This is a genomic window from Vagococcus sp. 211 (genome assembly GCF_056322705.1).
The window spans coordinates 60,667-75,602 of sequence record NZ_CM150475.1 but is presented as its reverse complement, the minus strand read 5'-3'; the positions used below and the strand labels follow the sequence as shown (position 1 = coordinate 75,602).

15 protein-coding genes are annotated in these 14,936 nt (G+C 38.1%); 2 read left to right on the top strand and 13 right to left on the bottom strand.

What is annotated here, in order from left to right; genetic code table 11:
• Positions 1-28: 28 nt before the first annotated feature.
• Together ACVWM0_RS00475 and ACVWM0_RS00470 are read right to left on the bottom strand one after the other, a co-directional pair.
• Entirely contained in the window at positions 29-376 is a 348-nt protein-coding gene (locus ACVWM0_RS00475) for a YlbF/YmcA family competence regulator (protein WP_476472696.1), read from the bottom strand.
• Positions 377-444: 68 nt separating this feature from the next.
• Entirely contained in the window at positions 445-2,598 is a 2,154-nt protein-coding gene (locus ACVWM0_RS00470) for a PBP1A family penicillin-binding protein (RefSeq protein WP_476472695.1), read from the bottom strand.
• Positions 2,599-2,780: 182 nt separating this feature from the next.
• Between ACVWM0_RS00470 and ACVWM0_RS00465 the strand changes: the two genes are divergently transcribed.
• Positions 2,781-3,647: an RluA family pseudouridine synthase gene (locus tag ACVWM0_RS00465; protein ID WP_476472694.1), complete on the top strand. Its 867-nt coding sequence runs from the start codon at positions 2,781-2,783 to the stop codon at positions 3,645-3,647.
• Between the two features lie 45 nt (positions 3,648-3,692).
• Here ACVWM0_RS00465 and ACVWM0_RS00460 read toward each other — a convergent pair whose 3' ends face one another.
• The gene (locus ACVWM0_RS00460; protein ID WP_476472693.1) at positions 3,693-5,192 is read right to left on the bottom strand and encodes a phosphohexomutase domain-containing protein; all 1,500 of its coding nucleotides are present in this window, start codon (positions 5,190-5,192) and stop codon (positions 3,693-3,695) included.
• A 133-nt stretch (positions 5,193-5,325) separates the two neighbouring features.
• Positions 5,326-6,438: an alpha-hydroxy-acid oxidizing protein gene (locus ACVWM0_RS00455; RefSeq protein ID WP_476472692.1), complete on the bottom strand. Its 1,113-nt coding sequence runs from the start codon at positions 6,436-6,438 to the stop codon at positions 5,326-5,328.
• A 284-nt stretch (positions 6,439-6,722) separates the two neighbouring features.
• On the opposite strand from ACVWM0_RS00455, the gene ACVWM0_RS00450 reads away from it, so the two are divergent.
• On the top strand, positions 6,723-7,607 hold the full coding sequence (locus tag ACVWM0_RS00450; protein ID WP_476472691.1) for a LysR family transcriptional regulator: 885 nt from the start codon (positions 6,723-6,725) through the stop codon (positions 7,605-7,607).
• Between the two features lie 55 nt (positions 7,608-7,662).
• Here the strand turns inward: ACVWM0_RS00450 and ACVWM0_RS00445 are convergent, their stop codons facing one another.
• From ACVWM0_RS00445 to ACVWM0_RS00405, 9 genes are all read right to left on the bottom strand, one after another.
• Positions 7,663-8,259, bottom strand: a complete 597-nt coding sequence (locus ACVWM0_RS00445; RefSeq protein WP_476472690.1) for a nitroreductase family protein — start codon at positions 8,257-8,259, stop codon at positions 7,663-7,665.
• Between the two features lie 461 nt (positions 8,260-8,720).
• Positions 8,721-9,476 (bottom strand): ABC transporter permease, encoded by a 756-nt coding sequence (locus ACVWM0_RS00440; RefSeq protein ID WP_476472689.1) that lies wholly within the window; start codon positions 9,474-9,476, stop codon positions 8,721-8,723.
• Entirely contained in the window at positions 9,466-10,200 is a 735-nt protein-coding gene (locus tag ACVWM0_RS00435; protein WP_476472688.1) for an ABC transporter ATP-binding protein, read from the bottom strand. The genes ACVWM0_RS00440 and ACVWM0_RS00435 overlap by 11 nt, the downstream gene beginning before the upstream one ends.
• 16 nt (positions 10,201-10,216) lie before the next feature.
• Positions 10,217-11,191, bottom strand: a complete 975-nt coding sequence (locus ACVWM0_RS00430; protein ID WP_476472687.1) for an ABC transporter substrate-binding protein — start codon at positions 11,189-11,191, stop codon at positions 10,217-10,219.
• A 135-nt stretch (positions 11,192-11,326) separates the two neighbouring features.
• Entirely contained in the window at positions 11,327-11,905 is a 579-nt protein-coding gene (locus ACVWM0_RS00425; RefSeq protein ID WP_476472686.1) for a PepSY domain-containing protein, read from the bottom strand.
• Positions 11,906-12,007: 102 nt separating this feature from the next.
• Complete coding sequence (locus ACVWM0_RS00420) at positions 12,008-12,397, bottom strand: YccF domain-containing protein (protein ID WP_476472685.1); 390 nt, start codon at positions 12,395-12,397, stop codon at positions 12,008-12,010.
• Between the two features lie 21 nt (positions 12,398-12,418).
• Entirely contained in the window at positions 12,419-13,438 is a 1,020-nt protein-coding gene (gene add, locus ACVWM0_RS00415) for an adenosine deaminase (protein WP_476473714.1), read from the bottom strand.
• Between the two features lie 119 nt (positions 13,439-13,557).
• Positions 13,558-14,421 (bottom strand): hypothetical protein, encoded by an 864-nt coding sequence (locus ACVWM0_RS00410; RefSeq protein WP_476472684.1) that lies wholly within the window; start codon positions 14,419-14,421, stop codon positions 13,558-13,560.
• 53 nt (positions 14,422-14,474) lie between these two features.
• Positions 14,475-14,873 carry a DUF4809 family protein gene (locus ACVWM0_RS00405; protein ID WP_476472683.1) on the bottom strand — a complete coding sequence of 133 codons (399 nt, stop codon included), beginning with the start codon at positions 14,871-14,873 and terminating at the stop codon, positions 14,475-14,477.
• Between the last annotated feature and the right edge of the window lie 63 nt (positions 14,874-14,936).

The window sequence follows — 14,936 nt, the reverse complement described above, 5'->3', positions numbered from 1 at the left end:
GAATCTCCCTAACCACCTACCCTTTTTGTTAACCTAATTGGTATAAATCTTGAACTGGTTTCATAATAATGCGGTTTAAATCATTGATGATGTTGCTGAATGCTTGTTCTTGATCCATTAATGCTTGGATAACTGGAACAGCATGAACTTCTTCAGCCATTGTTTGAACTTCTGTAACATCTTCTTCTGTGATTTCTTGACCTTGCATTTGTTTTTGTTGTAATGTCATTTGTAGATTTTGGAAGTTAGAGAATAATTCAAAAGCAGCTGAATCTTCTTTCATCGCTGTAAAAGCGGCTTCTAACGCTTTAAATTCTGACATTTCTTTTAAATCTGATGCTACTTGATTGGCACTATCGTAAATATTTACTGACATATTAAAAAGCTCCTTTAAAATGTTATTTGCTTGTATATTGTAACATGATTCAGAGGAAAAACCTATGTTTAAGGAGCGACTTTCCCCCAAAAGCTGTCCCACATGTCACCCACTGTATCTAGGCCACTTTTAATGCCTTCACCTAAAGTGTTAGCTCCCTCTTTTACCTTACCACCAATCTCATCTACTTTACTGCCTAAATCATTCATAGTGTCACCAATGTTTCCTGAAACCGTCGTATTCTCCTCTTCTACTTGTGTCACATCTCCTACTGAAAAAGGTGTATTAGGGGATGCCGCTAGAATACGTTGGGTTTCATCTCTGAAAATACTAGCTAAGTTGCTACCACTACTTCCTGTTAGATAGTGATCTGGTCCACTGTTATCAAATCCCATCCAAGTCGCCACAACCACATCTGGTGTGTAGCCTATGATCCATTGATCCTTAGACATACCATCCGCATTAATATTTTCAGTAGTTCCTGTTTTACCAGCCATGGTATACCCAGCTGGTTTTGCCTCAATTCCTGTTCCTGAACTAAAGACACCTTGTAACATACTAGTCATATCAGCTGCGACTTCTGGAGTCGTCACCCGTTTTGATTTTGCATTTTCGTTTTCATAGATAATCGCCCCAGTGGCATCTTCGATTTTTGTAATGAAATGGGCTTCTTTTTGCACCCCTTCATTAGCAAATACTGTGTAAGCACTGGCCATGGCTAAAGGTGTTGTCCCCTTAGTCAACCCCCCTAAAGCAAGTCCGTGATAACGGTCTTTTTCATCTAACTTAATCCCAAATTGTTCTGCTTTTTTATACCCTCGGTCAATGCCGATTTCATTCAATAACCAAACAGCTGGAATATTCAAACTGTGAATTAAGGCGTCTGTCATCGTTGCTTGACCCCCGTAAGTTTGAGAGTAGTTACTTACATCGTAATAAGATAAGGGTTCATCTTTAAGTAAATCATCTGGCTTATAACCTGCCTCTAACGCTGCTGTATAAACAGATAATGGTTTCATCGTTGAGCCTGGTGATAGTTGAGACATGGTCGCACGGTTAAAACCACGCAACTCATAATCTCCTCGTCCACCAACAACCCCCATCACGCCACCTGTTTTAGGATTAATCGCAATGGATGCCCCCTCAACAATTTCTCCGTCTGGCGCATTAGGTGGAAATAACCCACTGTTAGAAAACGTCGTATCCATCCCTTGTTGATACAGTTGATCCAACGACGTATAAATCTTATACCCTCCATTTGAGATATCTGTGTCTGAGAGTTTTGTTTTTCTCGTTGCTTCATTAATTACCGCGTCAAAATAATAAGGGTAACGGTAAGAATCATGATCTGGTTGGTACGCATCGGCTATTTCTAAAGGCTTATCGTACCAATATTCTGCCGTCTCCTTATCTAACTTCCCATTGTCTACCATCACTGATAAGACCGTATTACGACGATTCAACGCATTGTCCATGCTGTCGATAGGATTATAAATACTCGGTCCTTTCAACATTCCTACAAGAACAGCAGCCTCATCAACAGTCACCTCACTGGCATTCTTTCCGAAATACTTCAGCGAGGCATCCTGAATGCCCCAAACCCCATTACCAAAATAAGATTTATTTAAGTACATTTCAAGAATTTCATCTTTGGTATATTCTTTCTCGATTTCAATCGCCAAGAATAACTCCCTCGCCTTACGAGTCATGGTTTGTTCCTGACTTAGAAACCCATTTTTTGCTAGCTGTTGCGTAATGGTACTACCACCACCCCCACTGTTGTTGCGGCGTACTACTTTACGGACCATGGCTCTAGCGATCCCTTTAACGTCGTACCCTTTGTGTTGATAGAAACGTCTATCTTCTGTCGATATGACAGCATCTTTGATAAACGGGGAAATATCATCAATTTTGACAAAGTTCCCTTTCTCTCCAAAATTGGATAACGTACCAGCTTCATCCCCATCTTTGTCGTAAATGGTCGTCACTTGTTCCAATCCAGATTTAAAAGTGGACACATTTTCATTCTTCGCTAAGTAGAACAAATACATGCTTGTCACTAACACAAAAGTCAACAGGCTAAGAAGGATAACTTTATTGACATGGTATTTTTTCCAAATTTGCTGTCTCTTATGATTAAATGTTTTAAAATGTGGAACAAACCATTGCCAAAATTGGCTCAGTTTTTCCTTTATCGTTGCTATTATCTTTTTATAGTCCATCGTAACTCCTTTTGTAACGGGTTATTTGATTGTTTTTAGTGTATCATATCCCTATCGAACAAGGATGAGTCCAAAGTCCGACTTTTAGAACAGAGCTATCATAACATGAAGTTGTTAACATTATGTGTTACAATCTTTAAAAAATGTTAAAGTCTTTTTAATAAAAGACATGAGGAGTAACTATGAAACTTACGATCACTTTACCAAACGAATTTGAAGCAACAGATATCCGTCAGCTTTTAGAGGAGCAATGGTTAATCCCTAGAAAAGTGCGTCACTTTTTAAGAACACGTAAAAATGTAGCTATCAACGGGGAAACCGCCATGTTTCATCATACCGTCTCGCCAGGAGACGTGTTAACTTTGACTTTTGAAGAAACAGATTACCCAACACCACAACCCATTGTGTTAGAAGACTCACCCGTCAATGTTTTATGGGAAGACGACCAACTGATCGTTGTCAATAAACCAGCGGGTATCAAAACACATCACAATCAACCAGAAGAAACAGGAACACTTATTAACTTTGTTGCCGCTTACCTAGCTCCAAAAGGGGAATTTCCTTACGTGGTGCATCGATTAGACAAAGAAACCAGCGGGGCCATTCTTTTTGCCAAAAACCCAATTGTCTTACCCGTTCTAGGACGCATGTTAGAGTACAAAGAAATCCGCCGTGTTTATGAAGCCGAGGTTGATAGTAAAAAAGTTCCTGACCAATTGACTATGACCAAACCGATTGGTCGAGATCGCCACGACCGCCGAAAACGAGTCATTGATGAACAACGAGGACAAGCGGCCGTTACTCATATGACAAAAATGAAGGAAACATCAGACTCCACATGGGTAGAATGTCGATTAGATACAGGTCGTACGCATCAAATACGTGTTCATCTAACAAGTATGGGATGGCCAATATTAGGCGATCCTTTGTATCATCCAAGAGCGTATAAACGCCCGAGATTGCAACTCCATGCCAAAGAACTTGCCTTTACACACCCCTTTACCTTTGAAGACATTTGTGTGGAAGCTAAGCCTTTATTATCTGAGTAAAGAAAAACACCTATTTTTCAGAATAGGTGTTTTTTTCTAATTTTTCTACGCTAATAGTAACGTTGTATCAAGTGTCTTTAAAGGTATCAAAAATGATCCTAACACCGTCAAGGTCTCTTCTGTTTTCCCTGCAACATCATTCTCTATTTGTAAAACAAGTAAAGGCTCATGTAAACTCAACCTTAGCAACAACCAGCCAGACCCAAACTCACCACTCACATTTATTCTTACTCCTTCGTAATTGTCTTGATCCACTTGCCAGCCCTCCACGGTTTCAGCAAAATGCTCAAGCTCTGAGATAACACGATAACCTTCTGTTTGATAATCTTCTCTCATAATTTTAAAGCGTAATTCTTTGGTTTCTATGGGTTGCTTCAGTTGTCCAATAACATCTGTTAAGGTTTTATTTTCTTTTTTCAAGCGAGGGAGGAGCATTAATATTTTAGCAATAACATAGGCACCGTCGTCTAAAAAATAATTCTCTTTGAAAGCAGCATGTCCACTGGTTTCAATGGCTAAAGGAGTTTCAATCCCCTCTTCATTCATCTCAATTGCCTGGTTGATCACATTTCGGTATCCACATAAATAGCGGTACTGTTTTCCACCAAGTCCTTCTATAAATGTTTTCAAATGGCTAGACGTTGGTGAATTGGTCACAATCGTACTACCTGGTTGTTCTTCAAGTACCATAGACGCCAAAACAGCAATCAAATTATTTCGGTTAATAACCATACCGGAACCATCAACCACTGCCGCTCTATCCACATCGGTATCAAAAATAACCCCTAAGTCCGCTCCGTGTTCTAAAACAGCTTCTTGAATACTCTCCATCGCTTCTTTATTGTCTGGATTTGGCATGTGATTTGGAAAGTGTCCGTCTGATTCTAAAAATTGACTTCCTCTAGTCTCAGCGCCTAAAGGTTCTAACACTAAGGGAGCAAAGAACCCTCCGGCACCATTTCCTGCATCTAATACGATGTGATTCCCCTTCAGTGGTTCCATAACACCTGTATTGGCTCTTATTTTCGCTACCATATCTGCAGCGTAAAGTGTCATTAAATCGATTCTTTCTACTACACCATTTTTTATAGAAGGTCCCTCTTCTTTGCCACTATTTTCTAAAATAAAGGCAATATCTTCATGCTCTGCTCCTCCTGTTTTGGTGAATACTTTAATCCCGTTATAAAAATAAGGCAAATGACTGGCTGTAATCATGATACCTACATCGGCTTGAATCTCAGCAAATTGGGTAGCCATAAACATTGCCGGTGTGGTGGATAAACCTGTATTGTACACGCGAGCACCTGTCGAGATAAATCCCTCTATCATACCTTCTTGTAATCCTTCTCCACTTAGTCGACCATCATGACCAATAGCCACCGTCAAAGCTGGCTTATCTACCCCTTTGATGTCTCTTAACCAAGTAACAATCCCTAAAGCAATCTTTGTGGCTGTTTCTTGTGTCAGATTAGGAGTATGCGTCTCCGTTTGAATAGCAACGCCTCTTATATCTGAACCATTTTGTAACTTACTTAATTGTGACATGTTGTATCCTCCATTATATATAATCTATATACCATTGTATTTTAAATCAGTTTCATATCCTATTATATCAGATATTGAAGCAATAAAAAAAGCTAGACCAATTGGCCTAGCTTCCCATCATTTTAATCAATGATTATTTAGTCATATCAAACAAACGCGCTTGTTTTACATCTTCAACTGTTTGCGTTCCTGCTAATTGCATGACACGTTTTAAGTCTGTTTCGAAGTATTCAAACACAGATTTAACGCCTTTCCATCCACCTAAAGCTAATCCGAATAATACCGGACGGCCAACAGCGATGATATCAGCACCACTTGCTAGAGCTTTGAAGATGTGCTCGCCACGACGAACGCCACTATCAAAGACGATAGGAACTTGCCCTGCAACAGCTTTAGAAATTTCTTCTAATGTTTCAAATGAACCTGGAGCATTGTCTAATTGACGGCCACCATGGTTAGATACCCAGATACCTGATGCACCAGCACCGATAGCTAATAAAGCATCTTCTGCTGTTTGAACACCTTTAACAAAGACAGGTAAACCAGAGTAGTCTGCGATCATTTTAACATCAGCCGGTTCAATTTTTTGTTTTGATTGTGCGTAGATGTTGTTTAGAGACATGTTTTCTCCAGAACCTGTTAAGTAACGAGAAACGATTGGCATACCGAATGGGTAAACAAATTTATTCGTGATGTCACGTTCGCGGTTACCACTTAAGGTTGCATCAGCTGTTAAAATAATCGCTGTTGCGCCGTCTTTTTTTGCTTCATCCAAGATATTTTTATTCATCTCTTCGTCTTTACTCATGTAGATTTGGAACCAACGTGGATTACCGTTTAATCCTTCATCGATTTCTTCAAACGTCGCACCAGAGTAAGCACTGATTGACATGATGCTTCCGCCAAATTCAGAAATACCACGAGCTGTTCCGGCTTCTTTCGTTGCATGTGCCAAACCATGGGCAGCAATCGGAGCCATGATAAACGGTACTTTTAAGTCATGTTCAAAAATAGTTGTTGATGTGTCTGGGTTTTCTACGTTAGCTAACACGCGAGGTAAGATACCTTTTTTATCCCAAGCAGAGTCATTTCTTTTCAATGTGAACTCTTTACCTGATCCACCTGCAATATAGTCAAATCCGCCTTTAGGGACAACGTGGCTCGCTGCTTCCTCTAAATGATACGTACTAACCACTTCAATTTCTTGTTCGATTGTTGGTGCATTATATGTTAATTGTTCTGTCATTTTGATGACCACCTTTTCTATTTATGTAATAACTAACAGTATCCCGCCTGTTTTAAAAGACAACTTTGTTTTAAATCAATCGGAAACTACCTTTATAAAACAAATAGCGTTCCATTCTCTTTCTAGAGTATGACTCACTTGTAAACGTTTTAACGTGAACAATATATCACGCAATTCTATCTTTGGATAATATTGATTAATTATGTTATCATAAGCAAAATTTATACTAACGGATAATTCATAAGTTAAACTTATGAATAAATTCACAATCAGGGGAGTCGTTTATGAATATTAAGGATTTAACTTACTTCAATCATTTGGCAAAAACTCTTAGTTTTACTGATACGGCGCAACATTTCTATATTTCTCAACCTTCTATTTCCATGGCAATCAAACGGCTAGAAGATGAACTTAGTACCACATTAATCAATCGGAAAAATAACCATAAGAAATTATCACTGACTGAAACTGGCCAAATCTTACTCAAATATTCTCATCAAATTTTATTGGCCATTGAAGAAGCAGAAGAAGAAATTCATGATTTGAACCATCAAATTGTTTATTTGGGTTACCTACCAACGATCGGTAGCCATTTTATGCCCCAACTGTTGCCACATATTGAAGCATACTCCGACTCCCTCAAACTGATTGAAGAAGAAAGTTCTGACGTCATGCTAGATATGGTTAAATCCGGAGAGGTTCCTCTGGCGATTATCGCAACAGATCTAGTTCCCATTAATTCTGAAGACATTATGCAAATCCCTTTACAACAAGAAGAAATGTCAGCTTGGGTTTCGGTCACTAATCCCTTAGCCAAGAAAAAAGTCCTTCGTTTCAGTGATATCGCAGAGATTTCATGTATCTCACTAGAAAAAAGATATTTGCATGAACGTGTTTTTCAGCAATGGATTGACAACAATCGAATGGCTAAACCCCAAGTTTTATATACAAAAGAAATTCAAACAGCCATCTCCGTTGCGGCATCTACCAATATGGTTGCCTTTTTAAGCGACATCATTGTGCCTCCCAATGCTCCTTTAATTAAAATACCTATTGAGAATCCACCTAATCTACTCATCAGCTTAGTCGTTAATCAAAGTAGACATGTCAACCAATTTCAAAAAGAATTTAATGCCATTGTCGTTAACTTAACCAAAGGCATCATCTAAAAAAACAAGCACTAGTAGACATCACTGTCTGTTAGTGCTTGTTTTTATTTAGTGATTAACGAAATGTTTTAAATCGTGCATCGTTTTCCATGTATTCTTTACTTGTTGCTGGAGACTCAATAGAACCAAAGACTAATTGACCACGTAATTTCCAAGATGCTGGAATGTCCCATTCTTTCGCTACAGATTCATCAATGATTGGATTGTAATGTTGTAAATTAGCCCCTAATCCTTTTTCAGTTAACGCTAACCATACATTATTTTGAGCAATTCCGCTTCCTTGTTCTGACCAGATTGGGAAGTTATCTGCATACAAAGCAAATTGCTCTTGCAGATTGGTTACCACATCTTGATCTTCAAAGAATAAAACAGTTCCTTTACCTTTCGCAAAACTTGCTAATTTTTCTTGTGTTGCTGGGAAATTCGCTTCTGGCGTCAATGGTCGTAACCCTTCTTCGGCCATTCCCCATACTTTTTTATGTGCATCGTCGAATAAAATAACCACACGTTGACTTTGTGAGTTGAAAGCCGTTGGCGATTCACGCACGACGTCTTTGATTAGTTCTTCTATTTCGTTCTCTGATAAAGTAACACTTGAACCTAACGCATAGATTGAGCGACGTTGTTTTAATAATTCTGTAAATGTTGACATATGTTTTCCACCTCTGCTGTTTTTTTAACAAGGCTAGTATATCAACTTACATTATGTAAGTACAAATAATATGCTTACAAAAAAGAAGTTATTTCCTAACTTATTTTTAGACCAAAAAAAATCTCCTAGCTTTCGCTAAGAGACATAAAATAAGAAATAATTATACCTGGTGACAAGTCAGATATAACGGGAAAAAGTTAAATGTAATCGTTAAATTAATCTACTTATATAATAACTGTTATTTGTGAATAATCTATGACTTTTTCTCCTTAAAAAGGGGAATATTTCAACTATTTTTTATTCCTGACGTATACCTCTTAATGTGCGGTCTATCAAGACTACACAAACATATCATCCTCTTTCAATGGATTGAAATACCTTGTCATTTAACCTGATATTATATCAAGTTAAATGACAACTGGAACCTAAAAAAGAAGGCAGCCTATGAAGGTTGTCTTCTTTTATTTTTTCCATTTAAGTAAATGCTTTTCTAAGCTATCAATCATCTGAAATAAAAAGAAAGCAACACCACTTAACACAATAATGCCGACATACATGTCCAAATAATCTAAACGGCCCCAAGCATCCATAATAAAGTAACCCAATCCATACTCTGTTCCGTACACTTCTGTAAAGAAAAGAATGGCAATCGCCGTTCCTAACGCAACCCTAATAGCACTGAGAACCGCACTTAAAGCTGCAGGCAAGGTAACCACATAGAATAACTGGAACGCGCTTGCTCCTAACACTTTTAGATGATCATAGTAACTACTAGAAATAGATTTTACCCCATCTCTAACAGACAAAATCACTTGAAAAACAACAATCAATGTAATTAAAATAATTTTAGACGCATTACCTAATCCAAAAAGCAGCATAATTATAGGTAATAAAGCGATTTTAGGGATAGGATAAGTTAAATAGACTATTGGGTCTAACCATTGATTGATTCGCTCAGAACGGCCCATAACAAGGCCTATAACGAAACCAATGACTACAGCTATTAGCATTCCCCATCCTAAACGAATAAAGCTATTATAAACATGTAGAAATAAATCCCCTTTATCCATCTCTATTAAGTGTTGGTACACTAATACAGGACTTGGCAACATGTTTTGGTTCAGACGATAACTCGCTAGCCACCACAAACCATGAATCACTAGTAATCCCCACAATGTGGTCAACCATCTTGGGTAGATTTTATGCTTAACTCTCATCAATTAATGCCTCCCTTACTACTTTAATCATGTGATAATAAGTTTCAGAGGTTTTTTTATCTGACAGTGGTATCTCAAAGCTAGGATTATCTAACTCTCTAACAATATGACTTGGCGAACCTGATAATAACAAAATACGACTGCCTAAAAAAACCGCTTCTTCCACGTCATGGGTAATAATAATAGTGGGTGCAGGCTGTTTGTACCATTGCGTTAAGAATAGTTCTTGCATTTTCTCACGTGTCAAAGCATCTAAGGCTGAAAAAGGCTCATCTAGTAAAAATAAATCTGGCGTCATAACTAATGTCCGAGCTAAAGCGACACGTTGTTGCTGCCCCCCGCTTAACTCCGTTGGGTATTTACCTAATAACTCACTTAACCCAAGTTCTTTAATAATGCGTTCAACCAAAGCAACATCTTTTGGCTGTTTTTTTATATGAGTCCCCATGAGAATATTGTCTTTTACCTTTTTCCAAGGAAGCAACCCATAATTTTGTGGCATCCATCCAATGGTCTGTTTTTTAGGCAAAAGAGGAGCATTATTTAACATAATGCTCCCCTTGTCTACAGGATGGAGTGAGGTAATACAATTCAATAAAGTTGATTTTCCCGTTCCGCTAGGACCGATGAGTGCCACAATATCGTCATGTTGAATCTCGAGGTTCACCTCTGATAACACACATTGCTCTCCATGAGAAGCACTCACTTCTTTTAACTGTAACATGCTCCACCCTTCTTTCTTATTTATTTAATACGTCGCTTAATATATCTGATTCTTTCCATTCTTTTGAAAGAATGCCTTCTGATGATGACCACTCAAAAGCATCTGTTAATTGCTTAGACGCCACTTGTTCAGCGTGTTTATACTCTGGTAAAGTGACTTGCTCTTTCATTTCTTCTGGGAATCCAATTTTCTCAACTAAAACGTCATAATAATCATCTATTTCATGGCTATTTAGATAATCTACCCCTTTGTTATAAGCACGGTAGAAAGCGTCTATTGCGTCTCGATTAGTGTCTATCGTGTCTTGTGTGAAGCCAAAGACCGTTGATTGAATATCTAAATCATTGCTATTCCCTAATTCTTTTAGACCGTGAGCTAAACCAATCGTTCTGAATGGTTCTGGCAAGACTGTCGCATCAATTTTTTCATTGGATACCAATTCCAAACGAACCGGAATTTGGGGCACCTCTTGGAAACCAACATCTGCAACGTTTAATCCTTCTGTCTGTAAGGCTTTATCTAAGAAATAATAAGGTGCTTGATTTTTAGCATAGCCTGCTGTCTTATCTTTCAAATCTGCCAAGGTATTAATATCCGAGTTATTTGTCAAAATAGAAAAAGTCCCAGTGGACTGACTCGTCACTTTGAAAGGTAACTCTCCTTGATAGTATGTGCTAACAGCAATCAAATCAGAATTAGCTCCATTTAAGTGACCACTTGTTAGTGCTGCGTCACGGTCTTTGGGTGATTTGAATGCTTGTAGATCTAAATCTAGACCTTCTTCTGTAAAGAAACCTTCTTTTTCAGCAATGTATAGTGGTAAGCTATCTACAGCTGGCATAGCTCCAAAACTTAAGCTCATTGTTTCCTTTTTATCTTCAGTAGCAGGTTTGCTAGCTGATGTGTCCTTCGTCTCCTTTGTTCCACATGCAGCGAATACTAATAATGCTGATGCAGCTACAAGGAATCCTTTTAAACGACGTGCGTTCATTGTTACATCTCCCTTATTTTATACTTGTGCCTTCGACTGTAGCACGATGTTAAAAATACCACAAAGTGAGGGATTATGCACTCATTTTCACTCACTTTTATGACTCGTCTAAAAAAGACAATCCAATAGATTGTCTTAGTCTGCTTCTATTTGTAATACGTCTCCGCTCTTGGCATCCAAACTAATCTCAGTCTCTTTTATACCATCCTTTAGAGACACTTTCCAATACGTTGTTCCCATTTCTTTGGATAACTCCATCTCATCTATATCGGTCATCTTTGTTTCTTTTTTTGCTTTATTAATGACATCGTCAATAGATAATAATCCTTCTAAATCCAATTTGTTTTGTTCAACATCAGCCTCTGTTTGTTCGTCACGGTCCACTGTTTCTTTCTCTTGTTTCTCAACAATCCCTGTTACAGCATCAATACTTACTTCGTATTCTGTTTCTACATCTCGACCCTTAACTTTAAAGAAATCTTTTCCTAATGTCTTATCTAATTCTATTGAGGTTATGTCCGTATTGGGTTGTTGTTCTTTGTAAGCAGATATTAACTTATCCAGTGAAACAAAAGAGACCTCTTCGACTGAAGTTGTAGACATCTCTGTTGAAACAGAGGCTTGTGAAGGTGTTGGTTTAGGATCATTCTTACCGCACCCTGTCATTACCATCGCTGTAATAAAAACAACGGGTATGATTACTTTACGTTTCATTTTTATATCTCCCCTTACTTTTTTCTTACATTAAGTATAACAAGAATACAAAAATAAGCATAGGACTAAGGTAGGATTTTCATACGGAATATTCCTCTTTCATTACCTAATATCCATATATACATGGTTAGCTGAGATAATTTGTGTCCCAAAAGGCATTAGAGCTAACTTAGCGAGTTTAAAATGCTGTAAGCCAAAAGGAATACCAATAATAGTCACACATAGTACCAACCCGCTAACAGCATGAGTCACCGCCAACGGGAGCCCACTAATAATTAGCCAAATAATATTAACAATAAAAGAAACACCTCCAGAACCATAGATAACGTCTTTCCCAAAAGGAGAGAGACTAAGACCTGCTAATTTAAAACACTGTAACCCTACAGGAATCCCTATAATTGACACGCACCATATCAGCCCTGCTAAAAACCACCCAATCGCGCTAATAAGTCCTCCGAATATTAACCAAATGATATTTCCTAATGTGTTCATCTTTATCCCTTCTTTCTTTTACTATTGATCTTTGTATGTTAGTACTTTGTGTCGTAGATACTGTTTTACTTCTTCCGTTGCAAATGAATGCTCAATCCCATAAATGGTTAACCTTCTTAATTGCGGCAGGGTTAGACCAAATGCCTCTGATAGGAGATAATACTCATTCGTCACAGTAGTCTGTGAGACTGTACGATTATCTGTGTTAATACAAAAATGTAACCCTGAATCTAACCATTCTTCTAAAGGATACTCTTGTATGGAACCAATCACTTGTGTCTGCACATTGCTTGACGGACAACCTTCAATACACACATTTTGCGTTTTACATAAAGCCTGATTTTCTGGATTACCTTTGAGAGCAATACCGTGACCAATACGTTTAGCTCCAGCTGCGACAGCATCCATCACATTACGACCACACCCACATTCACCTGCATGCAAGGTTAACTGTATTTCTTGGTCATTAATGACAGCCGATAGCACTTTTTTATAATTTGGTACAAAACCATCTAATTCTGGTCCTGCTAAATCATAACCAACAATTTTTTCATGCTTCATCTTTGTCACTTCAAAGAGGTCTTTGCTTAGCTTATCTAAGTTGTCTTGGCGCATACCACTGACGATTAGATTAGCAGTGACAGGGTACGTTTCCTCTCCTTTAGCAATGCCTCTTAAAACTGCTAACAGAACATCTCTTACGCTCAATCCTTCATTGGTACACAAACTTGGTGCAAAACGAATTTCAATATAGCTCACACCATCTAAAGCAGCTTGCTCTACTACATCAAACCCTGCCATTTCAAGGGCTATCTCTTGTTGTAAATAGGGTAAGACATAATTAAAACACGACAAGTAGTCCTCCAAACTTTTGGTGGTTTTTGGTGCTCTCATCTGCTCTTTTACCTCATCTAAATTGTCAGAAATCGGCAACCCTTGTGCTTTAGCTATTTGTTGTAACGTCTCTGGTCTAATCGATCCATCCAAATGGCAATGGAGTTCTACTTTAGGAAATCGTTGTATCTCTTCTCTTGTTAACACAGACCAATCCCTCACTTTCATCTCTTACCTCATTTATCTTATACCACAGTTGTAAAAAAACACACATTGGAAGGTCCCAAACATAAGCACCCCTCCAATGTGTTATCTCTTCCTTACATCTACTGTTTCTTCACCACATACCACGTAAAGATATTCCCCAACAACAACAGGCCAATCATTGTAAAACGAGGCCCCGGCTTCACTTCTCCCGTTAAAGGCAAGTGAATCGGTTGTGTTTTCACTGTATTAGGTGCGACTTGTTTAATCTTTGTTACGGGTTTTCCTTCTGTCTTACCCCCTTGATACACTGTGTCATTAATGTTGTCATCTTCTTGATAAGTTGGTGTCTCTTCTATTATAGGTTGTTCTTCTGGCGTTATCTTATCTGGTTTTTCTGGTTTTTTAAGTTTTTCGACTTCTTCTTCAACTTCCTCTGATTCTGTTAAAAAACTATCCATGCGAGCCAGGTAATCCTGAACCTCTTCTTCTGTTTCACACTCTATTAAATTCTCAAGAATCGTAAAGAGTAACTCTTGATCCATACGTCCAGCATCATACCATCCAAAAATAATATCTTCTGCATCAGATATAACTTCCTCAAACGCTCTAACAGGTGGAACGATGACTGTATCGTAAAAATGTGTAAACAAGTCATCCATCTCACCAATAGATGATGCTTGTTGAATGCTGTGAGAAATGTCTTGGTATTCCTTATCAGTAATAATAGATAATTTATACCACTCATCAATGGTTGCTAACGTATGTATCTTTCCTATATGAAGTTCATCTTCTATATCAGGTAACGTCTCTTCTTTAGCTTGATTGAAGATGATGACACCTACTTCCGGTGTCGTATCGTCTACCTCCACCTTCTCATAGCCGCTATCTTCCCCTTCAACTGGAACTTCTGTTTCTTCTGCGTACCCTAATACTGGACTTAATAACACTCCAACTGCTATTATCCCTAACCAACACTTTTTCATTTTGACGGCCCCCTTTTTTCTAGTGTAAAATATTCTAAGCCAGTAGGCAACTTTTATTCCGCTAATTCAAACACTATTCCCTCTAAATCAAAGTATTCAGCTAATATTGCGCTAGTAATGGATAATACTTCCAACTGATCCTTTGGCTGATTCATGACTTCTTTTTGCTCTAATCCACGCTTAAACACTCTTTTTGCTTGGCGTTCAAAGACAGAAATTTCTAATGTACCATGGCGATAAATGTCATAATCTTCCATGACATCGTATTCTTGGCTCAGCTGAAAGCCTTTAGCTAAAGCGACAGTCATAACCAACGAGCTCACATCCAAATCACCTAATGGTCTGTCTATCCCGTTGATAGTCAGATGGTACGTTGTATTAAGCACAGTAGGACAAACATTGCACCCTCCTGTTACTAAATCAGTTGTCCCAATAATTTGAATTTTTTCCATTCCAAACACTCCTTTGTGTTTTTATTAACTTATTGTATCATATCATAAAAAAACCACTCTTGT